This is a genomic window from Lentibacillus sp. JNUCC-1, from assembly GCF_009741735.1.
Classification (GTDB): Bacteria; Bacillota; Bacilli; order Bacillales; family Amphibacillaceae; genus Lentibacillus_B.
On the sequence record NZ_WHOH01000003.1, the window covers coordinates 1,305,128 to 1,330,888 of the forward strand.

Here is a 25,761-nt window from a genome sequence, read left to right on the forward strand (position 1 = left end):
CTAGAAGAAATGATAAAAGAGGTATGAACAAAGCAGCAACACCCTCCTGTCTTTGGGTGTTGCTGCTTTAAAATATTATTTTTTCCAAGTTGGCATGTCTTTTACAGCCGGGCCTTCAATCACTTCGCCGGTTGCAGCAAATCGCGAACCATGACAAGGACAATCCCAAGTTTTATCGCCATCGTTCCAAGCCACATCACAGCCTAAGTGTGTGCATGCTGTATCCAATAAATGCAACTGACCGTTGTTGTCTTTGTATGCAGCTACGTTTTTGTCGTCGATTTTAACAATGGAGCCCATCCCAGGACTTAATTGTTTAGGATCACTTGCTTGGCTGGATTTATCGTAGCTTTCAGTTGGATTATCATCTTTAGGTTCAGTTTCTGTAATTTTATTGATCTGACGGTTTGGCGCGAATAATGCTGCATAAGGGTTGTCATCACCCTGAATGAGATCCGTAATAACTTTCCCACCCGTGACGGCGGCAGCGAGGCCCCATTTGCCAAAAGCGGTTAACGTATACACATGGTCGGTATCTTCATGCAACTGACCAATGAATGGAATCCGATCAGGAGCAATATAATCATGAGATGACCAATGGTTAAGCACCTCAACATCACCAAAGTGCGATTCAGCAAATTTAACCAGTTGTTCATAACGTTCTTTGGAAGATTTGCCATCTCCAGTTGGGTGACTTTCACCACCTACAAGGAGGTAATTTTCACCGTTATCACGGATGGATCTTAAAGTCCGCTTCGGCAAGTCATTATTGATATACATGCCTTCCGGAAATTCGTAGCTGGATTTTACAGCGAGTGCATAAGAGCTTTCTGTTTTCACATGACTGGAATAAAATTTCTTGCCTGGTTCATAGACAGGAAGATGTGTGGCAAGTACAACATCATCAGCAGTGACTGTATAATCTGAATCTGTATGACAAGTGACTTGTTTGTCTACAGACAGATCCATAACGGGTGTATGTTCAAACACATAGCCACCTAGTGCCTTAATTTCCTTCACGATCCCCTGAAGGAACTTCACTGGATGAAATTGAGCTTGATGCCGCATCATCACGGCTGCTGATATATCTAGATCCAATGGCAGATCTTCAACAAAAGCGCCTTCTATGCCTAATTTTTGATAAGCATCGTATTCTTTTTTCAATTTATCTTTATGTTGTATCTGTTCGGTGAAAACAAATGCATCCTGCTCTTCCAAATCACAGTCGATTCCGTATTGATTTGCGAGCTCTTTAACAAAGGCAATGCCTTCCATGTTGGCCTGGTAGTATTGCTGGGCTGTTTTCTGGCCATATCGATTAATCATTTCATCATATATCAAATTATGCTGTGCGGTTAATTTTGCAGTTGTGAATCCTGTTGTTCCACTATAAAGCTCCCGCGCTTCAAGGAGCGCAACGCGTTTGCCGCTTTTAGCCAGAAAATAGGCCGACATCACTCCAGCAATACCGCCACCAGCGACAACAACATCAGTCTGAATATCTTCTTGTAAGGTATTTTCTTGGTCCTTCTGATAAATTTTGTGCCAGTATGATTGTACATTGTCAGTTAGTTTTGTGCTCAATTTAAATACCCTCCGTTCAAATAGATTCATTACTTCTAATAACCTAAATTGATCTTTTCTAAACGGAGAAGCATACCCCCTGCCCATCTTTGAGATACCCCACCCCGTCCGATCATATACCCCTGGTGTTTTTTGTTATACGGGTAGTGGGTATATGTATATACATCTGAAGTGTTGTTGTCATAAGTGTTGCGTATACATGTTGCTGTGGGGTATTAAAATAGAAAACCCCTGGTGAGGTCAATCCCCTCAACAAGGGTTTCTAAAAAAACAGAGTTAGTCCAATGATTATAATCATAGTATCAGCGCAAACATGGATCATCCATGATGACCAAATCGTCCCTTCTCTCTCGTTCACCTTCTGAAAGATCATCCCGATCAGCCATAAGCCAATAAAACATAGTACAATCTGATAAAGATCAAACCATAGAATAATCATCGGAATATGATAAGCGGCAAACAGTAAAGGGCTATAGATATAGCCAGTCTTTCTCGGTAAGTTAAAAAATATGAAGCCTCTGAAAAAATACTCTTCAAGAAATGAATTCCCAAAAGTGATATACAAACCGACAAAAATGAAACCCACCGGTGTGATACCCAAACGATTGGTAAGATCTGATTTAATCATAGATAAATCAAGAAAAGGCTGCAGAACGATGTAGGCCAATAAAATAACGGCAGCAGAGCTTCCTCCGAGGAAAAGTAGCCTGAGCCACTTGCGTACGTATTCTTTATTGCGCAATACATCGGTCCACCTAAAATGGTCGAACCATATACGGTATATTGTGATCACTGTAAAAAACAAACTGATCTTCATGCCAGTTTTAATGACATAGTTGATACTGACACCATGCTCGAACCAGGCGAGAAAAGCACAAATCAATAGTGAGCTGATGATGATATAGAGGTATCTTGCTTTAATAATTGGACGCCTCCCTTGTATTTCTTGGGGTTGCTTTAGCCGAGAAGTTTGTCAAGGTTGCGAAACTCCAATTTTTCGAATACGGACTCAATTTTGTCACGATCGATTTCCCACAATGCATCATCCAGTTCACACGTTACGGGGACGTCACATTTTATTTGGGCCAGTTCACGGCTAAGGTGCAGCATATCCAGATCAGCCTCAAACTTTTTCTGCATGGCTGGTGTTAATTCTGTGGTTTTCTCAAGCAGTGTATCCACTGTTTTATATTGCTGCAGCAGCTTTCGGGCTGTTTTATCACCAATCCCTTTGACGCCTGGATAATTATCAGCACTATCACCGGTCAATGCTTTCATGTCGACAATCTGCTGTGGTGAAAGACCTTGTTTATCCAAGAAGTTATGCGCGTCAAACAAGTCGTAATTACCCATCCCCTTTTTCATGATGGCAACGCGCGTCCCTTCATTGACAAGCTGAAGCATATCATGATCACCGGTCAAAATCGTCACATCGTGATCTTGTGAATAGGCAGCAGCTAGTGTACCGATACAGTCATCAGCTTCGTAATTCTCAAGGCCAATGTTTGGCACATTAAAAGCCTCAACGACCTCTTTTACAAGGTCAAATTGTGGAATGAGTTCTTCAGGCGGTGCGCCTCTATTTGCTTTATAGTTGTCATATAGCTCTGTCTGGAATGTTTTGCTTCCCATATCCCAACAGCAGATGACATGTGAAGGCTTGAAGGTGTTAACAGCGTCCATAAAATAGCGCATAAATTGATAAACGCCATTTGTAGGCACGCCTGTTGACGTCAACATGTAATTGCCTCGGAATGATGTTGCATAAAAGCCACGAAATAATAAGGCCATTCCATCCACCAATAATATCTGATTTCTATTCATCGTTATATCCACCTTTATGATGTCAAAGTATAGTGTGCAAGAATGTGCTCGAGCAAGGTTGTTTTTCTTTCAATGAGGTCAATATCAGCTGGGGTGGCCATCATCTCAAGTTGCGCAGAGACTTGTTCTTCAAGGTGTTTTGTTACCCCTGCTGGATTGATTGGATCATGCGCGACCATTCGGTTAAATAATGGTCCTCCATAATGTTTTTGTTCATATCCAAATAGCTCCTGGCCATTGGATCCAACACTTCATAAATCTTTTCTTTCATGATTTCTTTTTGGTTATCGACAAAAAAGCTTTTTGTATTTTTAAATACGGTCAAAGCATGGTCGAAATTAGTAAGATCAATAGATTTAAACCCTGATTCGTAGTTTGGTGTTTGCAGGTCCGGCGTTTCAAAAGCCGGAAGGGAGAATACATGATGCTGCTCTTCACATGTTGCGCCCAGTTTGTCATAGATTTCTTGGGCGAGCTTTTGTATTGTACTTTCTACCCTGAGTGACACTGCTCGCAATTCCTGCAATAATTCATAGGCAATATCGTCTATAAGTTCGCTTAAGCTTTGTTTTAATTCCTTGTGTGCTTCTCTGCCAGATGATGTAATCGTTGTTGGGTTAAAGGATTCTTTAAACAGATCATGATAACGAAGCGAAACACGCTCCCATACATAGTGAAGCTGCTTTTCAATTCTCTGGGTCAACTGCTTGACTTCTGCATCGCTATTGACCACTGCAATGTCTTGTTTTGCTTGCTCAAAAGCTTCTTCCAAAGATTCTATGAAAGTTTGTTTTGCTTCCTGATCCATGTGAATGGATTGTCTGTAGTTGTCAAGTGCAGCCTTGGTCCGATGGATATCCTTGACAGCAGATTGGGCGGTTATAGCAGTTAAGTCATAGTGAATAAACCGGTTAAAGTCTTTTTCAAACTGATGCATCATCCCGTTTAACTGAAGATCTTGCTCTTTCTCTCTAAGAGACTGCTTGCTTGAAACGGGGTATAAATTCGGCAGCCTGATACCAAGCTGGGTTAATTGTTCTTCCACATAGGTGGTGACAAGTTTAAGTTCAGCTTCATCTTCAGCAAGGTCTGCGGCATTCACGATAAAAAACATTTTATCCAGCTGGAAGGCATCCTTGACCCGTCCAAGCTGAGTTAAGAAGGTTTTATCTGCTTTAGACAATGCATGGTTATAATAGGTGACATATAAGATTGCATCCGCTTGTTTAATGTAATCAAATGCCACATTTGTATGGCGAGCATTCACGGAATCGGCACCTGGCGTGTCGACAAGTGTAATACCTTCCTGTGTTAAAGGACAATCATAATACAAATCAATTGATTCTATAAAACTGGCTTTGGTTTCGTCCGCTACATAATCTGGAAAATCATCTAACGTTACTGTCATTGTTTGGCCAATCGCATGTTTAATTGAATCATAGCCAGCCAGTACTGCCTGCAAATATGACTGATATAATTGACTCAAACTTTTCGAGTGTTGAATGTCGTTTGCTCTCACCCACTCCAGAAATGAGGATAAATCACTTTCTGGGGGTGATAACTTTTTGGTAATTGCCCTCAGATCACTCAACATCGTTGCCGCATCTTTCACCTGTATTGTGACTGTTCCATGTGGATATTTTGGCGTAACCGGATTGATTCTATTAACAGCTGCTGTCGTTGGGTTTGGAGAGACGGGCAAAACCGACTCTCCGAGCATGGCATTGGCAAATGTAGATTTCCCAGCGCTGAATGCTCCAAATAGTGATATGGTGTAGCTGCGTTCTTCCAGTCGTGCCTGTTTTCGTTTTAAGTCCGATATAAATGTTGAAAATCCTGGTGTGTCAGCAACTGTTTGTATGGTTTCTTCAATATGTTTGGTAATATAATTATAAGATGCTTCAGGTAATGAAACTTCTTGTGATGCATGCCCTGATTCCATCTCCCCAGATGTCTGTCGGTTGTGGGGTTGTTGGAGTGTGACACCGGTTTGCTGTTTGAAAGTGATGACTTGTTCGGCCAAATGTGCTTCAGCTTGAGTGATATAAGCGTTTGTTTCGAGTGTTTGATTCAGTGCTGCATCAATTGCGTCATAGCTGTCTTGAAGTGCCTCGTCAATCATTTCTTTTTCATGGTCGAGGTCAACGTTCTTCTCCATTTCTTTTTTTGCCTGTTTCAATTCTGTTAACTCTGGCGTATTCTCATGAACAATATCCTGTTTGATCTGTGTGAAGACATGAAGCGCTTTTTGTTTATATTGCTGTTTTATATCGTTCGCTACTTCATTCGTAAAGTTCAACACATATTGCCCGGTCACCATGGCACCTGATTTAACCAGCTTCAGAACATCGTTTTCACCATAATTGATGTAAATAGACTGGATGCGGTTTATCGTGTTCTCATCGTGTACATTATGCTGTTTGAGGAGACTTATAAACTTATCCCGCAATTTCCATTCGATTGTTGTCTGTATATTTTCTTTCAGCGCATTCAAAAAGGCGTTCAGACGATCAATTCGTTCATTCTCTGTCTTGCGCTTTGACCCAATCAAGCCTACTTTGAAACTGGATTGTGTTGATTGCAGAAACGATTCAGCCAAATCTCTGGTTGTGGCTGGCATTAGATAAGCATTTTGTAATGTGAGATTTAGTTCAGCTGTTAAAGCATGAACTAAATCGTCGGGCAGGCGTTCCAGATGGGATATCTTATCATTTATATCGTTCAAATGCTCTCTATTAAAATCTGAATTCTGCTTTTGCTTAAGGATGTCCTTTTGTTCAATTGCCTGTTCTTCAAGCCGATGTTTATATGATTCAATGATCTGTTTTGCAGATTGAGAGGTATTTTGTATGTCTTCATAATGACTGCTCAGCATCTCAGAAAGTTTAGTTTTAACTTTATGCAAATCGTTGTGGGAGAATTTGGCTTGCACAAGGCTCGTATAGTATATGTCCTCAGGTTTCAACCCCCATTGAAAAAACGTTTTTTCAACGTTCATTTGGAAATTCGCAAAGCTCAGTTCCTCCTCATCATGCTTGTCAATTTGGTTGATAATCAATGAAAAAGGAAGTCCTTGTTTTTGTATGTTATTTAGAAATTCCAAATTAACTTCTGATTGGACATGGTTATAGTCCATGACATAAAAGATATGATCGACAAGATGGAGTGCACCTTCAGTCATAACCCTGTCTGCATCATCCGCGGCATCAATCCCTGGTGTGTCAATAATATAGCGGTTCTTGGGGATCAATGATTGGGAGGTACTGATGTCGATTTGTTTAATATCTGTTTTATCCTTGGAATACGCTTTTATTTGCTCAATATCATACGGTTCACTATATTCCACAGGCTGCTGATGTTTAAAATAAATGCGTGCAACCCCTTCTCCCGATGTAAGCCTGACGATATTTGCACTTGTAGGAATCGGACTCTTAGGCAGTATATCCGCATCCAACAGTGTGTTGATCATAGAGGACTTACCGGCGGAAAAATGACCCGCAAAGCTAATTGAAATGGTTTGCTGTATGTGTTTGTCGTACAAATCTAACATTTTTTGTGCATTGATTTCGTCTTTACGTGTGAGCATTTGATCGTATAATGCCGCCAGCTGCTCTTTTGAAATATGTAATCTCTGCTGTTTCACTGCTTCCACCACATCCATGTCCTTTCATTAAACATCTCATCCAGCGTCTATTATACGAAAAACCTCTCCCATTTACCATTACAATTTCTCAAAAACCAGTAGTTAACATAACATTATTATGGACAACTATAGTAATTATTACGACGCAACACGATATAAATAGATGTTAATAACTGCTCAAGCAATCGCTCGGAGAAAACACTACGCTTTCCATGGGTGCTGATGAGCCTCCTCGGTTTTACGTCTCCGGGGTCTCGTCTAAGCTTTTGCTCCCATAGGAGTCTCCATGTTTCCCCGAGCTTGGTAATGTACTCTTTTTAGATTAGATTACTGCACCTGGTTACGAAAAATTCAGGCTACATAACCCCAATACTTCATCTTGCATAAATTTATAAAAACGTTCCGATTCCTCAATAAAAGGAGTGTGGGACGAATTTTCAAAGGTGAACATTTTCTTATATGGAGCCTTTACCGATTCATAAAAGCGCTTAGCCTGTGTGTGCGTCGTTTGATAATCATACTGACCTTGGAGTATCATGACCGGAAGAGCAAGCGTTGGAACAAGTTTGACTATGTCGGTTGTTGCCATCACATGACCTAATGACTGATAGCTGGAAAAACTCCCCCGAAAAATATTTATGCGTTCTTTGATCGTATAATTTGGGCAGGAAACAATATGTCTTAAATTTTCAAAGTTTGAGTACCCGTTCCGTTTAAAGTCACCCCCCGTACTTGTTCGTGAATTTAGCCCTGATGGCACCATATGAACGATTTTTATAATAATTTTCATCAAATGCTACATTTTTTATTTGTTTCATTGCACGATGATCATTTTTATCGGTTGCGGTTTTTAGAATAAAGTTATATGTCTCATGCTCTGATTCTTTTGCTGAGCCTACTTGACCAACTCCAATATAAGCGTGGAAAAGGTGAGGTTTTTTATGTGCTGCAAGGCTTCCAAGGTAAGACCCCCATGAATGCCCAAGTAAAAATACTTTGTCTTGTGCATATTTTTCCCTCAAATAGTTTACGACTTGAATTGTATCATCCAATAGCTGTTCAACGCTTAATGGTTCATTGGATTCTTTATTATAATAAGACATGCCTGTTCCTCTTTGATCCCAATAACACACGTCGAAAAACTGTTCAAGACTGACACCATGGGCTTTAATGACGGGGTAAGCAGGTAATCCCGGACCACCATGCAAAAATAATAGCAATGGTTTTCCTTGATTTAAAGACTCAATGATTAACCCTTGTCTGACTCCATTAATTTCTATGTATTCCTTTGTTATAGTTCCTCTTCCATTTTGCTTACTTAGATTATTCAAAGGCTTTTCAAAAGACTTTAAAAGCATCGTCACACCTCTTTTCCAATAATGTGTTTGCCTATACTTATTCAACTAACCTGGCCCGTGCTTCTTTCCCAACTGCGCCCACTTGTGGTAAATTAATTGCTGCTATTTTTAATAAATATCTTAGGTGCAAAATAAGCAATTGTTGCTGCAAAAAAAGCTAAAAGGAAGGGGGAAAAAGAAGGACTTTCTTTAATAATAACACTGCTAGATAAACTTCCACTTTGACCCCAAGCACTTGGCACATCTGAAGTATAAAAAAGTGTCATAAAATATCCAGATATAACTTGAAATGCTCCAAATAAAACTAAAAAGCTAATGGAAAATACAATGAACTTTTTCATTCATATCCCTCCTTTTATTACCTAACCTTAACATATTATATTTAACTGCCCTTTTTGCTTAACAATACATTTATAATACAATCTTTCACTTATCTACCGCACTTAAAGACTTTTAATTCCATTGTTAAAAAACAAGGGCTGTTTCATAGCCCTTGTTTTTATTTTAAACTGGATATACGCCATGTTTGCGTTCGGTGAAGGTGACGTTTTTGACATCGTAAGCTGAAAAGCGGCTGATGAGTTCGTCACGTAGTTTTTCTGGATCAACGACTGCATCGACAACCAATTCGGATGCCAGACGGTATATATCAATATTCTCTTTATACTCCTCTTGTTTCTCCTGTATGAATGCCGGGCGCTCTTCCTCAGGTAGCTCGGCAATTTTATTGGCATATACAGCGTTCACCGCGGCTTCCGGTCCCATAACTGCAATCTGGGCGGTAGGCAGTGCAATACATGCATCAGGTTCGAATGCAGGGCCTGCCATGGCATACAGACCAGCACCATATGCTTTTCGAACGATAACGGATATCTTTGGAACGGTTGCCTCGCTCATTGTCGCGAGCATCTTGGCACCGTGTCTAATAATGCCTGCACGTTCAACTTTAGTGCCGATCATAAAGCCTGGAACATCAACCAAGAATAACAGCGGGATGTTAAATGCATCGCATAATTGGACAAATTTTGCTGACTTATCCGCTGAATCCGGGAACAGGACACCGCCTTTCATTCTTGGCTGATTGGCAATGATACCGACAAATTGTCCATTAATGCGGGCAAGTCCTGTGATCAATTCAGGTGCAAATTTCTTTTTGATTTCACAAAAACTGTCTTCATCAATGACGCGTGCAATCAAATCATGCATATTAAATGGCGCATTTTGATTTTCAGGAATCAAGTCTGTAATTGTTTTTTCAAATGATTTAATATCACCAGGTGCTGCTGATTTTGGTTTTTCTCTAAAGTTAGCAGGAAAGTAGGATAGATAGTGCTGTGCGTATTCAATCGCTGCCTGTTCAGATTTAACGAGTACATCTCCGCACCCGGAAACAGAACAATGCATTTTCGCACCACCCATTTCCTCCAAGCTGACTTTTTCTCCGATAACTTTTTCCGCCATACGCGGGGATCCGAGGTACATGGATGCATTACCTTCTACCATGATAACGATATCAGAGAATGCTGGTATATAAGCCCCGCCAGCTGCGGAAGGTCCAAATAGCAGGCAGACTTGTGGGACGCGACCGGATAGTTTTATTTGATTGTGAAAAATCCGTCCTGCTCCACGTCTTCCTGGGAACATTTCAATTTGATCCGTAATCCTGGCCCCTGCTGAATCGACAAGGTACAGCATAGGGATTTCCAGCTTCATCGCTGTTTCCTGAATGCGGATGATTTTCTCGACCGTTCGTTTGCCCCAGGATCCTGCTTTAACGGTTGAGTCGTTGGCCATTACACAAACAGATTGTCCGTTGATCTTCCCAATCCCTGTGACCACACCATCTGACGGCAGTGTATCATCCATGCAATTTGCAAAAAATGCGTCTTCCACATCAACCCCTGTGTCAAATAATTGCTTGAGACGGTCTCGGACAAACATCTTGCCTTTTTCCGCATTTTTTTCATGATATTTCTCATAGCCGCCTTTTTCAATTTGACTGACCCGGTCTTTCAGGTCATTGATATATGACATGAACCCATTCCCCTTATGCTAATTTCCTTTGTATTCAGGTTTTCTTTTTCTTTAAATGCTACCAGCCCTTCCACTCTGTCTTCTGTTGGGATGGTCTGCTGGTAAGCGAGATTTTCGAATTGAAGGCCCGTTGTTAAATCACTTTCGATACCGACATCTATTGCTTTTTTGGCCTGACGTACGGCGATGGGGCCGTTATGTGCAATCTGCTCTGCCAATTCCATGACAGTGTTCATGAGTTCATCAGCAGGCGGAACACTTTCGACAAGACCCATTTTCAGTGCTTGTTCCGCTGTTTTTCTTTCAGCAGCGTAAATCATGCGCTTTGCCTGACCAAGACCGATCAGACGTGGCAAGCGTTGTGTGCCTCCAGCTCCAGGAATGATGGCTAATGAGGTTTCTGTGAGCCCCATTTTAGCATGTGCGGCTGCGATTCTAATATCGCAAGCCAATGCCAATTCAAGTCCACCCCCAAAAGCAGCCCCATTTATGGCCGCTATAACAGGAACCTCCAGACTTGCGATATTCGACACCGTTTGACCGATGAATTGTACCGCCTCGATGACTTGGGTTTCATTCATGCCTCTTCGTTCTTTTAGATCTGCTCCTGCACAAAAGACTTTTTCACCCGCACCCGTGATCACGACACAACGAATGGAAGGGTCTGTCTTGATTGCGGACACCTTTTCGTTTAATTCATCCTGTAATGCTTTGGATAAGGCGTTGGCGGCTTCAGGTCTATTTAAAGTTAAAACAGCAATATAATTTTTTACATCAAATTTCACCAAAGAGATTTCAATCACCCCCACTTATTCACTATTCGATAACAGCAATAACGTCGCCTTCGTTGACAAAGTCACCTTCAGCCACTTTAATGGCTTTCACCGTGCCATCGTCTTCAGCTGGAATAGGTATTTCCATTTTCATAGATTCCAAAATAACAATATCCTGATCTTCTTCCACTTGGTCTCCTTCACTTACGACAATCTTCCATACACTACCTGCCATTGATGCTTTTAATTCCATTTGAATAGCCTCCTTGATTTTCATTAATCCTTTTTATTGTAGTAATGCTCTACGAATGCTGTGGTCGTGATCCCAGATTTAAACTGTGGGTGTTTAATGACCTCTTTCAGCATCGGTATGTTGGTTTTAATGCCTTCAATATGATAATCTGCCAAAGCTGCTTCCATTCGGCTTATAGCTTGATCCCTTGTTTCACCCGATACAACGAGTTTCCCGATCATGGGATCATAAAAGGGTGTGACATTAAAGCCGCTCACAACGGCGTTTTCATGTCTGATGCCACTACCTTCTGGAAGGCTCAGGGCAGTAATTTGGCCGGGTGACGGGAAGAATGTTACCGGGTCCTCAGCATAGATCCGTGCTTCAATGGCATGTCCCGTCCTTGTGATGTCTTCTTGCTTAAAAGCAAGCGACTTACCGTTTGCGATATTAATTTGAGCTTCTACAATATCCACACCCGTAATTTCTTCAGTAATCGGATGTTCAACTTGAATGCGAGTGTTCATTTCCAAAAAATAAAAATGTTCCTGGTCGTCAACTAGAAACTCAATCGTTCCTGCACTTGTATAACCCAACGCTTTTGCTGCCTTTACAGCAGACTCTCCCATGGAATGCCTGGTCTCTTCGCTGATGAATGGTGAGGGCGCTTCTTCAATCACTTTTTGATTGCGTCTTTGTATAGAGCACTCTCTGTCAAACAAGTGAATCACGTTGCCATCTTCATCTGCAAGCAATTGAATTTCTACGTGGTGTGCGTCTTCTATTTTCTTCTCCAGGAACATGGCACCGTCACCGAAGAACGTTTCAGCTCGTTTGGCGTTACCGCTAAAGGCTTTCAGCAGTTCCTCATCAGAGTACACGGTTTGCATACCGATGCCTCCGCCTCCAGCTGAGGCTTTAAGGAATATTGGATAGCCGATTTGATTGGCTGCTTTCACAGAATTTTCAGCTGACTCTACTGCTTGATCTGTACCGGGCACAATCGGCACACCTGCCTCTTGCATCACCCGTCTTGCTTCTATTTTACTACCCATTTGTTTCATAACATGACTTTTAGGACCGATAAAGGTGATCCCCTCTTGTTCGCAAGCTTGCGCAAACGCGGGACTTTCACTTAGAAAGCCATATCCCGGATGAAGTGCATCTGCCTTCGTTTCTTTAGCAATGGAAATGATTTTATCCGTGTTTAAATAACTTTCATTTACCCTGGGTGGGCCTACAAGATGTGCTTCGTCAGCCATGGCTACGAACGGGGCATCCTGATCGGCTTCAGAATAGATGGCAACTGTTTTGATGTTCATCTTTTGACATGTGCGTATCACACGTGCAGCAATTTCCCCTCGGTTTGCAACGAGTATTTTTTGAATCACGGCTTATCCCCCTATTATACGATTAATCTAGCAGCCTAGTTGTCTTGAAATAACAAGACGTTGAATTTCAGAAGTCCCTTCACCGATCTCCAATAGTTTGGCATCCCGCAGATATCGTTCAACTTCATATTCGCGCATATAACCATATCCGCCATGAATTTGAATAGCCTGGTTGGCTGAACGGAAAGCGGTTTCAGTTGCGAACAACTTAGCATAAGCGGATTCTTTAGTAAATGGTTTCCCCTGGTCTTTGAGCCATGCAGCTTTATAGACCATATTCCGTGCAAGTTCTACCTCCATTGCCATATCCGCCAGTTTGAATTGTATAGCTTGAAAGTCTGAAATGGACTTGCCAAACTGTTTCCGTTCTTTGGCATATTCCAGTGCCCTGTCAAGAGAAGCCTGTGCGATACCGACACCAAGTGCCGCAATCGAGATTCTGCCTCCATCAAGAGTATGTAGAAACTGTTTAAAGCCCTTTTCTGGATCGCCGAGCAAATTGGCCCGGGGAACTCTGACATTTTCCAAGACCACTTCTGCCGTATCTGAACCGCGTACACCCATTTTATCATAATTGCTTGTGATGGTAAGCCCAGCCGTATCGGTTGGCACGATAATAGCGGATATAATATTTTTGCCGCGCTCATCTTTCTCTGTTACAGCCGTCACAATAATTGTTTTGGCGAAACTGGCATTTGTGATAAAGCACTTCTCACCGTTTATAATAAAGTCATCGCCATCAACAACCGCTGTTGTTTTGGTGCCGCCTGCATCACTTCCAGCATTGGGTTCAGTTAATCCAAAGGCACCCAGAGCTTTGCCTTCTGCAAGTGGTGTGAGATATGTTTTCTTTTGTTCTTCAGTACCGAAATAATAAATGGGACTTGCTCCCAAAGAAACAGCAGCTGCATAACTCAGCCCAGTGCTTCCGCAAGCGCTGCCAATTTCCTCAACAGCTATTGCATAAGAGATTGTGTCTGACCCTGAACCGCCATATTCTTCCGGAAAGGGGATGCCAAGCAACCCGAGTTCTCCAATCTGCTCAAAAATATCTTCTGGAAATACTGCCTGTTTATCAATGTCAACAGCACGTGGGCGTATGACATTCTGTGCGAAGTCCCGAACCATTTTTTGAATCATAAGCTGTTCTTTATCCAATTCAAAATTCATTATAAACCTCCCGTAAACGATAATAGACCTTTTTGGATGGTCTGGTTTTTATTATACAATAAATTAGAAAATGGTGCAGTATCCACTAACCAAACGGCCGAACCCCCTGATCACAATTGCTGTGTATGCAGGGGACTCGAGAGATGATTATTGTATGGTTTCAAATGGTTTTGTATAACCCGCTTTCTTCCACGCTTGAATCACTTCACCGTCTGTTTCAGTGTCGATTACAAATGACCCGTTACTGGATCGATCACTTTCTGTAAGTTCCAGCGGAAACACATCTATTTGTTTCCCCTCGCTCGTCAAAAGGGTGAGCAGGTCAGCTTCATTTACTGTATGAAAGCCTCTGATCCGGTGTGGCTTGCTTTTTAATTCCCTAAGCATAAGAACACCTCGTTTAGCCCTGGTGGTTTTTTCAAACGATCTGATCTTCATGCGTTTGCAGGCGCCTCGCTGAGTTACCAGCACAAGTGACGGATCTGATAAATCATCAAACACTTGGCCGCTTACCACATAATCATCATCCTTCAGGGCGATCGCTTTCACCCCTTGAGCCCTTTGTCCCACTGCAGATATCTCAGATTCATGGTACCAGAGACCATACCCCTTATGGGTTGCGACAAATACATCAGAATAACCATTTGTCAAATGAACATTGACAACCTCGTCCCCTTCTTTAACATTCATCGCAATCATGGTACGTGCAGTCCGTTGTGCCTGATACAGCTTAAATTCGCTTTTTTTGACCATACCTTGCTTGGTGAAGAATAAAAGATAGGCATTCTCCATGAATTCTCGAACCGGTATGGTTTGTACGATTTTTTCATCTTGTTCCATACTTGCAATGTTGGATAGATGCTGGCCCATATCTTTCCAGCGGATATCCGGCAATTCGTGGACAGGAATATAAATGAAACGTCCTTTGCTTGTGAACAACAGCATATAATCTGTTGTATCAAGTTCAGTCAGGCTGACGATATGATCATCCTCTTTAATGGCAAAATCTTCCGCATTGGAAGCGCCGTATGATCGCAGACTGGTTCGTTTAATATAACCCCCTTGAGTGACTGAAACGAGAACGTCCTCGCTCGCAACGAGCACTTCAATATCGATATTTAATTCCTCAATTTCATCTTCAATAACGGTGCGTCTACTGGTCGAGAAAGTCTTTTTAAGTGATCTCAGATCCTGTTTGATTGTCTGCAAAAGCTTTTTTTCGCTGCCTAAAATGGCTTCAAGTTTAGAAATAGCTTCCTTTAATTCAGCTGCTTCTTTTTCCAGTGCGGTTATATCAGTGTTTGTAAGACGATATAGCTGAAGCATAACAATGGCTTCTGCTTGTTTTTCAGTAAAGCCAAACTGCTCCATAATGCGTCTTTTGGCATCACCTTTATCTTTAGAAGCTCTGATGACAGCAATCAATTCATCTAATATAGATACGGCTTTAATAAGCCCTTCGACAATGTGAGCTCTTGCTTGAGCCTTGTTCAAATCAAATGTCGTCTGCCGAGTGACGACTTCTTTCTGGTGTGCAATATAAGCATCCAGCATGGCGGGCAATGATAAGAGCTTTGGTGTTTTATCCTGTATGGCAACCATGTTGAAGTGATACGTAACCTGCAAATCTGTATTTTTATACAAATAATTCAGGATGCCAGTTGGATTGGCGTCTTTTTTAAGTTCGATCACTACTCTGAGACCGGTGCGGTCGGTTTCGTCACGCACCTCCGCAATACCTTCTACTTTTTTGTCAATGCGCAGTTCATCCATTTTTTTAACCATAGACGCTTTGTTGACTTCAAAAGGAATTTCATCGATGACAATTTGCTGTCTATTGCCCCGAATATCTTCTATAGCCGTCCTTCCGCGAATAACCACCTTGCCTTTGCCTGTTTCATATGCTTTGCGAATTCCTTCTATACCTTGAACAATGCCCCCTGTTGGAAAATCAGGACCTTTGATGATCGTCATCAAAGTGGACAGCTCAACAGCAGGCTGGTCGATTTTCTTAATAACAGCGTCAATCACTTCATCAAGGTTATGTGGGGGAATATCTGTCGCATACCCGGCCGAGATACCTGTAGACCCATTCACAAGTAAATTCGGGAATTTAGCTGGCAGTACAACAGGCTCAGAAATGGTGTCGTCAAAGTTCGGAATATAATCCACTGTTTCTTTTTCAATATCACGCAGCATTTCTGAAGCAATTTTAGAGATCCTTGCTTCAGTGTAACGCATGGCAGCAGGAGGATCACCATCAACACTACCATTATTCCCATGCATTTCTACGAGGACGTTTCTCACTTTCCAATCTTGACTCAAACGAACCATGGCTTCATAAACAGATGAATCGCCATGGGGGTGATAGTTACCGATGACAGTTCCTACAGTTTTGGCAGCTTTTCTAAAAGCTTTGTCATGCGTATTTTTCTCTTCATGCATCGCAAATAAAATTCTGCGCTGGACTGGTTTGAGTCCGTCTCTGGCATCTGGCAGTGCCCTGTCTTGAATGATATATTTACTGTATCTGGCAAACCGGTCCCCGATGACTTCTTCTAATGGAAGATCGAGATAATTTTCTGATCGTGCCAAGATAATCCCCCCATGTTACGAATGAATTTTGTCATTTTCTAGTATATTAGCTGCTTCCTGCATGCCGAATTCAACGTTCGTTTCAATCCAGTTTCGTCTTGGTTCAACCTTGTCTCCCATTAATGTTGTCACGCGTCGTTCAGCTCGTGCCAAATCCTCAATGGTGACCCGGATTAAAGTTCTTGTCTCAGGGCTCATTGTTGTTTCCCACAACTGATCAGCATTCATCTCACCAAGACCTTTATACCGCTGGATGATATAACCGTTTTTAAATGTTTTGACCGCTTCTTCCATCTCTGTTTCATCCCAGGCGTAGACGATTTTTTCTTGCTTGCCTTTCCCCTTGGAAACTTTATAAAGTGGCGGAAGAGCGATATAAACTTTTCCAGCTTCAACTAAAGGTCGCATATACCGGTAGAAAAAGGTCAGCAGCAAGATTTGGATATGAGCACCGTCTGTATCCGCATCTGTCATGATAATGATTTTATCATATTGTACGTCTTCCATATCAAAGTCCCCGCCGACGCCAGCTCCAATGGTGTGGATGATCGTGGAAATCTCCTCATTTTTTAAGATCTCCTGAATCTTGGCTTTTTCGGTGTTAATGACTTTTCCTCGAAGCGGCAGGACTGCTTGAAACTTGCGGTCTCTTCCTTGTTTGGCAGAACCGCCGGCAGAATCCCCCTCCACCAGATAAAGTTCATTCTTTTTGGGATTTTTGGATTGTGCTGGTGTAAGCTTGCCGGAAAGGAGGGCATCTTTGCGACGGCGTTTCTTTCCGGAACGTGCTTCCTCACGCGCTTTTCGAGCTGATTCACGTGCTTCTTTTGCTTTAATGGCTTTACGGATGAGCATGTTGGAGATATCAGGATTTTCTTCAAGGAAAAAAGATAGTTGTTCTGATACGACTGAATCAACGGCAGATCTTGCCTCTGAGGTTCCAAGCTTTCCTTTGGTTTGACCTTCAAACTGCAGCTTATCCTCAGGTATTCTTACAGAAACAACTGCCGTCAGACCTTCTCTTATATCACTGCCTTCGAGATTTTTATCTTTTTCTTTAAGAAGTGTATTCTTTCTGGCAAATTCATTGAATATCCGTGTAATAGCTGATTTGGCTCCGGACTCATGTGTGCCCCCATCATGTGTCCTGACATGGTTGACGAAAGATAGCACATTTTCGGCGTAGCCATCATTAAATTGACAGGCAAAATCGACTTCTATGCTATCATTTTCACCTGAAAAAGCTGCAACAGCATGTAAGGCGTCTTTTTCTTCATTTAAATAATGAATGAATGAAACGAGCCCATCTGGATATTCATATACATCTTGTTGATCGTGACGTTCGTCAATAAGTTCTACACGTAAGCCTTTAAGTAAGAAAGCAGCCTCTCGCAGCCGTTCGGCAATGACGTCATAATCAAACGTAGTAACAGAAAAAATAGCAGGATCCGGTTTAAAATGCACACACGTGCCTGTTTTCCTGATTGGTTTTATTTTCTGTAATGGTGTGATATCTTTTCCGCCATTGGCAAAACTCTGGTCGTATTTGTAGCCATCTCTGTATGTAGTCACTTTCATCCATTCGGAAAGGGCATTGACAACAGACGCCCCTACTCCATGCAGACCGCCGCTTGTTTTGTAGCCGCCTTGACCAAATTTACCTCCTGCGTGCAGGATTGTGAAAATCACTTCGATTGTGGGCTTACCTGTCCGGTGCATACCGGTTGGAATGCCCCGTCCTTTGTCCTCAACCGATATACTGTTGTCTTTATGTATGGTTATTTTGATCAAATCACCGTAACCGTTCAGCATTTCATCGACGGCATTATCAACTATTTCAAAGACAAGATGATGAAGACCTCTGTGGTCAGTGCTGCCGATATACATGGCCGGGCGCTTACGCACAGCTTCCAGCCCTTCCAGCACCTGTATCGAATCATCTGTATACTGCGAAGATTGATTTGTCATATTCAATGACTCCCCTCTGTCTTGCAAAGCTTACTATATTATAAACATTAGAACGTGCGTTTGCAATAGACCGTTTTTTTTGACTGCCATTTAGTATACTATATTTGTCAAACCCTTGTATAGTGCCTTTTATTCGCTTTAAAAAGGTGCCCCATGAAGGGCACCTTTTGACATAGTTACTGTTTAACAAGCAGGGAATGAAGAACTTTAATGCACATATCCATTATTACGGTGAACTCGTGGTCGTTTAAATAATGATAGGCTTCTTCGTTGATGATCCCTTGTTGGGCCCAAAACACACGGCATTCTGTCTTAACTGCTTCCTCTGCTATCGCTGGTAAATATTCAGGTCTGCGGAAGACGTTGATAATGTCGATCTGTTCAGGAACGTCTGTCAGTGTGGCGTAGGCTTTTTCACCGAGTACTTCATCGACGGTAGGGTTAACAGGTATAATCCGGTACCCATTATCCTGCATAATTTTAGCAATTTGGTAAGAGGTGCGTTCAGTATTTGCTGATAACCCAACGACTGCGATGGTTTTTGATGTTTCTAGAATTTCGCGGATTGTTTGGTTGTCAGGATTTTGCCATGACATATGCGTGCCTCCCATTCGATAAATTTGGTTCTTATTTCATTCTACCACAAAACACCTAAAACCTTAATGCTGCTGCACTTAATCTCAGATCAGGCAGTTTTATTTTGATTTGCAAACTTGGCATATCCCTTTCGTTCTTTAATGTGTTATAATTTTAATGAACATGTTCCTATTCTTCTGGCCGAGGTGTTTTATATGGAGTTTTTGATGTTTGCATTGATTGCCTATCTGCTTGGGTCCATCCCATCCGCTTTAGTCATAGGCAAAGTGATATTTAAGTTGGATATCCGTGAACATGGCAGCGGTAATCTTGGTGCAACAAATGCTTTTAGAGTGCTTGGATTCAAAGCAGGCAGTGCCGTTACATTGATCGATATTTTAAAGGGCACAGCCGCAACCGTTATACCGGTTTTGGTTGGGACAGGTGTTCATCCCCTTCTCATTGGACTGTTTGCCGTCGTTGGACATACATATCCTTTGTTTGCACGTTTTAAAGGTGGTAAAGCTGTAGCAACTTCCGGCGGCATTATTTTAGGCGTTTATCCGCTTCTATTTGTTATTATGATCCTTACATTTTTGCTGACATTATACTTATCGAAGTATGTTTCGCTTTCGTCTATGGTGACGGGGGTTGTGACAATCATATTGTCATTCATCATTCAAGATATTGTTCTGATGATCATTATAACAGCTTTGACGGCATTCGTGTTTTATCGGCATAAAGACAATATAAAGAGAATCAAAAACAAAACCGAGCCAAAAATCACTTGGATGTAAATCTGATTATAAAAAGAGGCGTTGCAAATGAAATATATCGCTATAGCGCTCATTAAATTCTACCAAAAAGCCATTAGTCCTTTTAAGCCTCCAACATGTCGCTTTTATCCGTCATGCTCGGCATATAGTCTTGAAGCGTTTAAACGATTTGGTGCATTAAAAGGCGGATATTTATCCTTAAAGCGCATTAGTAAATGTCATCCATTTCATCCAGGCGGCGTTGATTTAGTTCCAGAAAAAACCAAACATCACCATCACTCAAATCGTTTAAGTTGATCCTGGCATCCTTCTGCTGTCAGGATCTTTTTTGTCTTTCTCCGAATAAATCAAAATGTGGATATGTGTCGTCTCTGTGAATCCACTCTTTTTTAAGGCCGTATTGTCTTCCCCAAGCTTCTAATTTCGGGAGATCTGCACAACCCGCTTTTGTAACGGTATCACATCCCGGAAACCGATCATCCAGCCAGTAGTGTGTCAGAAAGGCAATTTCTCCTTTCTTGACAGCTTTTTTCCATTGATTCAGTTCTTGCCTTCTTAATCCAAAAGCCATTATGATTCATCCTTTATGATTTCTTTATAAGCCTTATGCCATTCGGGATAAGCTTTCCTGAGAGACAAAGGACGGAATGTGTCTTTTTTAACAATGACATGTTCTGTTTCTCCGGTAACAGCTGCAGTGCCATCTTCAGTAAAAACAGTGTAGCCATAGGTTGTGCGGATACCATTATAGGACTGCAGCCATGTCTCGATATAAGCCTTTTCTCCGTAGCGAATGGGCTTTATGTAGGAAACATGTACATCGACAACGGGGGATACAATTCCGTTTCGTTCCATATCTGCATAATCAAAACCGAGATTTTTTATGAAGTGGGTTCGTCCAATCTCAAACCAAATTAAATAATTGGCGTGATATACAACCCCCATTTGATCAGTTTCCTGATAGCGTACTTCTATAGGTGTTTGTGTTTTCTGTGACAATCTAATAGCCTCCTTGTATCCTTGCACATTAATTTTATCATATTACATTCAAAATCACATAAAAAACCAGGCTGCATCTTAATGTCAGCCTGGTTATCAATTCATTGTTGCTGATGATCGTATTCATCCTTGATTTCCTGTCGCATGCCTTCGATCGCTTGTTCACGACGTTTGTTTTTTGCTTTTAATTGCTCTTTGTCCTGACCTGATAAGTGTGACATGGTTTCATGCGATTCTTCAATGTTTTCTATGGTGTCCTGAACCATATCCTGCAGTTTTTCTACATTATCACTTCGGTCATCTGGCTTTGGTGCATATTTGTCATCTTTCATTTATAAAGCCCTCCCCATTATGATGATTGATTCAAATGTAGTTTATACATAATGGGCAGAACTATACACGGCATTCACGTGTCTGCTTTCTGCAAATATTCATGTCTTCTTTGTTCTAACTTTTTTTCGATTCGGTTCATGAGTTCCTGATCTGACATGATTTGTCTTCTGTTCTCCTGAACAAGTTCATCAAATGATTGTCGTTTCTTCAAGGCCACTTCAACCACTCCTTTAATATGCCTGTTCAAATTGCTAGGTGAATTTGAATTTACATTTAATAGAAGTATGGCCATTTTTTAAAAAATATATACAAAGAAAAAAAACTTCCTGCACAATTGGGTGCAGGAAGTTTTTTGGATTTCAATGTGTTAAGCCATTTTTTGACGAAGAACCATTTGCAGGATTCCGCCGTGACGATAATAATCAACTTCCACGTCACTATCGAAACGGGCAATGACTTCGAATTGAGTTGTTTTACCTGTTTCGTCCACTGCCGTGACAGACACAAGGTCATGTGGTTTGACAGACTCTCCAACTTCAATGTTAAATGTTTCTCGACCGGTGAGACCAAGTTTATCGGCGTTTTCACCTTTTTTAAACTGCAGCGGCAGTACACCCATCATAACGAGGTTTGAACGGTGTATACGTTCAAAGCTCTCTGCAATGACAGCTTCAATCCCCAACAAGTTGGTTCCTTTGGCCGCCCAGTCACGAGAAGACCCCATACCATAGTCTTTGCCTGCCATTACAATCAGACCTGTTTGATTTTCTTGATATTTCATGGCTGCATCGTATATTGGCATAACTTCTTCAGTTGGCCAGTAAGTGGTATATCCACCTTCTGTTCCTGGGGCAAGCTGGTTCCGAATGCGGATATTCGCAAATGTGCCGCGCATCATAACTTCATGATTACCACGGCGTGAACCATATGAATTAAAGTTTCTTGGTGTGACGCCTTTTTCCTGCAAATATTGTCCTGCAGGCATATCTTTGGCGATGGCTCCTGCCGGTGAAATGTGGTCCGTCGTTACCGAATCACCGAATTTCCCAATTGCGCGCAGATCATTTAATGGATGGACAGACCCAGCTTCTTTTTGCAGATTCTCGAAAAATGGCGGGTTCTGAATATAAGTGGATTCAGCATCCCACTCAAATAACGGTTCATCTGTCGTTTGAATCTTATTCCATTTTTCGTTCGAGTCGAATACACTCTCGTATTCTTTACGGAAGATAGTTGGGTTAACGACTTGTTCAACTTCTTGCTTAATTTCTTCCATAGCTGGCCAGATATCGCTCATATAAATCGCGTTACCTTCAGCATCCGTACCGAGCGCTTCTTTGGTAAGATCAATATCGACTGTTCCTGCCAAAGCATAGGCAACTACAAGTGGCGGGGAAGCCAGATAATTCGCTTTTACAAGCGGATGAATGCGTCCCTCAAAGTTACGGTTCCCGGAAAGCACACTGGAAACTGTTAAATCATTTTCGGCAATCGCATCTTCAATCTCAGGTAATAAAGGTCCGGAGTTACCGATGCAAGTTGTACAGCCATAACCGACTAAGCTGAAGCCCAACTTCTCTAAATATGGCATTAAGCCTGCATCTTCAAGGTAGCGTGTAACCACCTTAGAACCGGGAGCAAGTGATGTTTTAACATAATCAGGTACTTCAAGGCCTTTTTCAACAGCATTTTTGGCCAAAAGTCCTGCACCAAGCATAACGTATGGATTTGAGGTGTTTGTACAGGATGTAATAGCAGCAATCGCCAGAGAACCTGTCTTCATGACAGATTTTTTGCCGCTTGCATGCTCAATAGTAACCTCTTTGTCAAATTCATTTTTATCAAGCCCAAATCCTTGGTTGCCTTCAGGTGCTGTGATCGCTTTGTTGAATGTTTTCTTCATATCGGACAAAGCAATCAAATCCTGTGGGCGTTTAGGGCCGGATAGATTTGGCTCGAGATCAGAGAGGTCGATTTCAATGATATCTGTATAATCCGGATCGGCTTGTTCAGGTGAATACCACAGATTATTTTTCTTAGCATAGGTTTCAACAAGCTCAATTTGTTCTTCGTCCCGTCCGGTTAAACGTAAGTACCGCAGAGTTTCTTCATCAATTGGGAAGAAACCGCATGTTGCCCCATATTCCGGTGCCATGTTGGAAATGGTTGCACGATCTGCAAGTGGCATATCTGCAAGACCAGGTCCGAAGTATTCAACAAACTTCCCTACAACACTCTTCTCACGGAGTACTTGCGTGACCTTTAACGCCAAGTCTGTAGCAGTTGTACCTTGTGGGAAGTTCCCTGTGAATTTAACGCCTACCACTTCTGGTGCCGGGAAATAAGAAGGTTGACCAAGCATGCCTGCTTCAGCTTCAATTCCGCCTACGCCCCAGCCTAAAATACCGAGTCCGTTAATCATCGTAGTATGGGAATCTGTACCAACGAGCGTATCTGGGAATGCATCATAATGACCGTTTTCATTTTTGATACCATGAACGACGTTTGCGATGTATTCCAGGTTAACTTGGTGCACGATTCCGGTTGCTGGTGGAACAGCACGGTAGTTGTCAAAAGCTTTTTGTGCCCAGTGGAGGAATTCATAACGTTCAGCATTACGATCAAATTCCAATTCCATATTTGCTTTGAGGGCATTGGCTGTGCCATATTCATCAACCTGTACAGAGTGGTCAATGACAAGATCCACTGGTACTTCGGGATTGATTTTATCCGGCTCTCCCCCCATATCCACCATAGCTTTGCGAAGAGATGCCAAATCAACGACAGCAGGCACTCCTGTAAAGTCTTGCAAGATTACCCGTGACGGTTTAAAAGGAACATCCACGTTTCCTTTTTTTGTACCCCAGTTTAACAAGCCTTCAATGTGTTCATTTTTAATAACCCGTCCATCATGTTGGCGTAAGACAGATTCCAATAATACTCTGATGGAAAATGGCAATCGAGAAACGGCATCTTTTTTATTGCTCTCCAATGTTTTCAGCTCAAAGTAATCATATGTTTTACCATTGAGTTCAAATTGCTTTTTCGCATTTTGTGTGTAATTCTCTCCCATTGCTATTAAACCCCTTTCAGCTTAATATTTTCAATTTGCTTTGTTACGATTGGAAAAAGTTTCATTAATAGACACAATAAAACCTCTGTCCCTCTTTATACTAAATGAAGACAGCTGATAACTCAATGAATTCGTTATACTGGACAGATATCATATTGTTATTCAAGGTGATAAGTAATAGTTATACACAATGGAAGAAATGTCTATTTTAATTTAAAGGAAGTATTATTTGAAACGTACTTCCCTTTTTTTCGTTACTTAAGACTTTTAATGTACCGTTATGCTTTTGGAGAATTTGATGGGTGATCATCAATCCAAGACCAGTTCCGCTTTCTTTAGTTGTAAAAAATGGTTCAGTTAATTTATGAATAATTTCTTCAGGAATTCCGGGGCCTTCATCAATAATATCGATATAAACCGATTCCTCTGCTTTATAGGTTTGTATGTGTATAGTACCTTTTTGCTCCATCGCTTCAATGGCATTTTTAATAAGGTTGATGAGTACTTGCTTAATTTGGGATCGATTGCAATTTATTAAATGGTCTTCGGTTTCTTCCCAGTTCAATGAGATATTTCTGATTTTTCCTTGTGCACGCAGCAAATACATTACATCGTTTACCATATCATTGAGTGATTCTATTTGAAAATCATTGCTAAGTGGTTTGGATATAAATAAAAGTTCTGATGTTATGGACTCCATCTTGTCAATTTCATCAAGCATAATCTTGTAGTAGGCATCTTTTTGTATGAGACCGCCTTGCAAAAGCTGGACAAATCCTTTTAACGACGTTAGAGGGTTTCGTATTTCATGAGCAATACCCGCAGCCAGCTGCCCTGCAACTGACATTTTTTCAGAGCGGATCATAAGTTCTTCAGCTTCTTTTTTGTCAGAAATATCCTTTAACACAACTGTATAACAGATTTCATCATTTATAATATGTTTTGCAGCAACGACTTCAAACCAAATCCATTTACCTTGTTTATGTCTCAATCGAATATTGAACGCTTGAGCGTCCAGCGAATGTCTCAAAAAATGTTCATTGATGTATGCCAGATCGGAAGGAGAAATGATTTCACGCCAATTGAATCCATTCAACTCAGTGGGGGCATAACCAAGCTGTCTTTGAATTGAGTGGGAAGTGTAAAATATATTACCTATGTCATTGAACATTACAATGACATCATGATTATAGTTGTCAACCCAATTCAGTATATGCTGCGGAAGTGTCTCCAGTGTATAGGATGGCAGCGGTTTGGAAAGGTCCTTACTATTTTCGGACTTTGGTACCATACATAGACCTCCTTTGTGTCAATGACAACAAAATCTGCTGTTTAATCCATACTTATGACAATAAACGTAAAAAAATGATGATTTCTTGTATGTATGTGATAATGCTATTATAATGTTAAATGTTACTAAAAAACAGTTGAA

At 41.4% G+C, this 25,761-nt stretch carries 22 protein-coding genes and 2 pseudogenes; 2 read left to right on the top strand and 22 right to left on the bottom strand.

The genetic code is table 11. The features are described from left to right. Nucleotides 1-75: 75 nt before the first annotated feature. From JNUCC1_RS17205 to JNUCC1_RS17275, 16 genes and pseudogenes are all read right to left on the bottom strand, one after another. Nucleotides 76-1,584: an FAD-dependent oxidoreductase gene (locus JNUCC1_RS17205; protein ID WP_197431786.1), complete on the bottom strand. Its 1,509-nt coding sequence runs from the start codon at nucleotides 1,582-1,584 to the stop codon at nucleotides 76-78. Nucleotides 1,585-1,846: 262 nt separating this feature from the next. After that, nucleotides 1,847-2,467, bottom strand: coding sequence for a CPBP family intramembrane glutamic endopeptidase (locus JNUCC1_RS17210; protein WP_156646851.1), 621 nt, complete (start codon nucleotides 2,465-2,467; stop codon nucleotides 1,847-1,849). A 74-nt stretch (nucleotides 2,468-2,541) separates the two neighbouring features. After that, nucleotides 2,542-3,408 carry a 5'-3' exonuclease gene (locus tag JNUCC1_RS17215; protein WP_156646853.1) on the bottom strand — a complete coding sequence of 289 codons (867 nt, stop codon included), beginning with the start codon at nucleotides 3,406-3,408 and terminating at the stop codon, nucleotides 2,542-2,544. 14 nt (nucleotides 3,409-3,422) lie between these two features. Continuing rightward, nucleotides 3,423-3,587, bottom strand: coding sequence for a hypothetical protein (locus JNUCC1_RS18370; RefSeq protein ID WP_197431787.1), 165 nt, complete (start codon nucleotides 3,585-3,587; stop codon nucleotides 3,423-3,425). After that, the gene (locus JNUCC1_RS17220) at nucleotides 3,551-7,069 is read right to left on the bottom strand and encodes a dynamin family protein (protein ID WP_156646855.1); all 3,519 of its coding nucleotides are present in this window, start codon (nucleotides 7,067-7,069) and stop codon (nucleotides 3,551-3,553) included. Before JNUCC1_RS17220 ends, JNUCC1_RS18370 begins: the two co-directional genes overlap by 37 nt. Nucleotides 7,070-7,391: 322 nt before the next feature. Next, nucleotides 7,392-7,643, bottom strand: coding sequence for an alpha/beta fold hydrolase (locus tag JNUCC1_RS17225; protein ID WP_197431789.1), 252 nt, complete (start codon nucleotides 7,641-7,643; stop codon nucleotides 7,392-7,394). A 127-nt stretch (nucleotides 7,644-7,770) separates the two neighbouring features. Then, nucleotides 7,771-8,409, bottom strand: a complete 639-nt coding sequence (locus JNUCC1_RS17230; protein WP_156646859.1) for an alpha/beta fold hydrolase — start codon at nucleotides 8,407-8,409, stop codon at nucleotides 7,771-7,773. A 92-nt stretch (nucleotides 8,410-8,501) separates the two neighbouring features. After that, nucleotides 8,502-8,750 carry a hypothetical protein gene (locus JNUCC1_RS17235; RefSeq protein WP_156646861.1) on the bottom strand — a complete coding sequence of 83 codons (249 nt, stop codon included), beginning with the start codon at nucleotides 8,748-8,750 and terminating at the stop codon, nucleotides 8,502-8,504. A 163-nt stretch (nucleotides 8,751-8,913) separates the two neighbouring features. Continuing rightward, nucleotides 8,914-10,443: an acyl-CoA carboxylase subunit beta gene (locus tag JNUCC1_RS17240; protein WP_156646863.1), complete on the bottom strand. Its 1,530-nt coding sequence runs from the start codon at nucleotides 10,441-10,443 to the stop codon at nucleotides 8,914-8,916. Between the two features lie 18 nt (nucleotides 10,444-10,461). Further along, a pseudogene (locus tag JNUCC1_RS17245) lies at nucleotides 10,462-11,237 on the bottom strand (enoyl-CoA hydratase). Nucleotides 11,238-11,259: 22 nt separating this feature from the next. After that, nucleotides 11,260-11,469, bottom strand: a complete 210-nt coding sequence (locus JNUCC1_RS17250) for an acetyl-CoA carboxylase biotin carboxyl carrier protein subunit (RefSeq protein WP_156646867.1) — start codon at nucleotides 11,467-11,469, stop codon at nucleotides 11,260-11,262. Between the two features lie 23 nt (nucleotides 11,470-11,492). Further along, the gene (locus tag JNUCC1_RS17255; RefSeq protein ID WP_331713848.1) at nucleotides 11,493-12,839 is read right to left on the bottom strand and encodes an acetyl-CoA carboxylase biotin carboxylase subunit; all 1,347 of its coding nucleotides are present in this window, start codon (nucleotides 12,837-12,839) and stop codon (nucleotides 11,493-11,495) included. Nucleotides 12,840-12,866: 27 nt separating this feature from the next. Then, the gene (locus tag JNUCC1_RS17260) at nucleotides 12,867-14,009 is read right to left on the bottom strand and encodes an acyl-CoA dehydrogenase family protein (protein WP_156646869.1); all 1,143 of its coding nucleotides are present in this window, start codon (nucleotides 14,007-14,009) and stop codon (nucleotides 12,867-12,869) included. 147 nt (nucleotides 14,010-14,156) lie between these two features. Next, entirely contained in the window at nucleotides 14,157-16,604 is a 2,448-nt protein-coding gene (gene parC / locus JNUCC1_RS17265; protein ID WP_156646871.1) for a DNA topoisomerase IV subunit A, read from the bottom strand. A gap of 15 nt (nucleotides 16,605-16,619) precedes the next feature. Further along, nucleotides 16,620-18,572 carry a DNA topoisomerase IV subunit B gene (gene parE / locus JNUCC1_RS17270; RefSeq protein ID WP_156646873.1) on the bottom strand — a complete coding sequence of 651 codons (1,953 nt, stop codon included), beginning with the start codon at nucleotides 18,570-18,572 and terminating at the stop codon, nucleotides 16,620-16,622. A gap of 176 nt (nucleotides 18,573-18,748) precedes the next feature. Next, nucleotides 18,749-19,168: a CoA-binding protein gene (locus tag JNUCC1_RS17275; RefSeq protein WP_156646875.1), complete on the bottom strand. Its 420-nt coding sequence runs from the start codon at nucleotides 19,166-19,168 to the stop codon at nucleotides 18,749-18,751. A 195-nt stretch (nucleotides 19,169-19,363) separates the two neighbouring features. On the opposite strand from JNUCC1_RS17275, the gene plsY reads away from it, so the two are divergent. After that, nucleotides 19,364-19,945: a glycerol-3-phosphate 1-O-acyltransferase PlsY gene (gene plsY / locus JNUCC1_RS17280; RefSeq protein WP_156646877.1), complete on the top strand. Its 582-nt coding sequence runs from the start codon at nucleotides 19,364-19,366 to the stop codon at nucleotides 19,943-19,945. A gap of 27 nt (nucleotides 19,946-19,972) precedes the next feature. Beyond that, nucleotides 19,973-20,221, top strand: a complete 249-nt coding sequence (gene yidD / locus JNUCC1_RS17285; RefSeq protein WP_156646879.1) for a membrane protein insertion efficiency factor YidD — start codon at nucleotides 19,973-19,975, stop codon at nucleotides 20,219-20,221. Here the strand turns inward: yidD and JNUCC1_RS17290 are convergent. The 6 genes and pseudogenes from JNUCC1_RS17290 to JNUCC1_RS17315 form a co-directional block, all read right to left on the bottom strand. Continuing rightward, a pseudogene (locus JNUCC1_RS17290) lies at nucleotides 20,200-20,495 on the bottom strand (hypothetical protein). The gene yidD and the pseudogene JNUCC1_RS17290 sit on opposite strands and share 22 nt — an antisense overlap. Next, nucleotides 20,495-20,923 (bottom strand): acyl-CoA thioesterase, encoded by a 429-nt coding sequence (locus tag JNUCC1_RS17295; RefSeq protein WP_269448178.1) that lies wholly within the window; start codon nucleotides 20,921-20,923, stop codon nucleotides 20,495-20,497. The pseudogene JNUCC1_RS17290 and the gene JNUCC1_RS17295 overlap by 1 nt, the downstream one beginning before the upstream one ends. A 101-nt stretch (nucleotides 20,924-21,024) precedes the next feature. Continuing rightward, complete coding sequence (tlp, locus tag JNUCC1_RS17300; protein ID WP_156646883.1) at nucleotides 21,025-21,255, bottom strand: small acid-soluble spore protein Tlp; 231 nt, start codon at nucleotides 21,253-21,255, stop codon at nucleotides 21,025-21,027. A gap of 74 nt (nucleotides 21,256-21,329) precedes the next feature. Continuing rightward, nucleotides 21,330-21,548: an FbpB family small basic protein gene (locus tag JNUCC1_RS17305; RefSeq protein ID WP_156646885.1), complete on the bottom strand. Its 219-nt coding sequence runs from the start codon at nucleotides 21,546-21,548 to the stop codon at nucleotides 21,330-21,332. A gap of 75 nt (nucleotides 21,549-21,623) precedes the next feature. Next, on the bottom strand, nucleotides 21,624-24,329 hold the full coding sequence (acnA, locus tag JNUCC1_RS17310) for an aconitate hydratase AcnA (RefSeq protein ID WP_156646887.1): 2,706 nt from the start codon (nucleotides 24,327-24,329) through the stop codon (nucleotides 21,624-21,626). A 208-nt stretch (nucleotides 24,330-24,537) separates the two neighbouring features. After that, the gene (locus tag JNUCC1_RS17315; protein WP_156646889.1) at nucleotides 24,538-25,620 is read right to left on the bottom strand and encodes an ATP-binding protein; all 1,083 of its coding nucleotides are present in this window, start codon (nucleotides 25,618-25,620) and stop codon (nucleotides 24,538-24,540) included. Nucleotides 25,621-25,761: the final 141 nt, after the last annotated feature.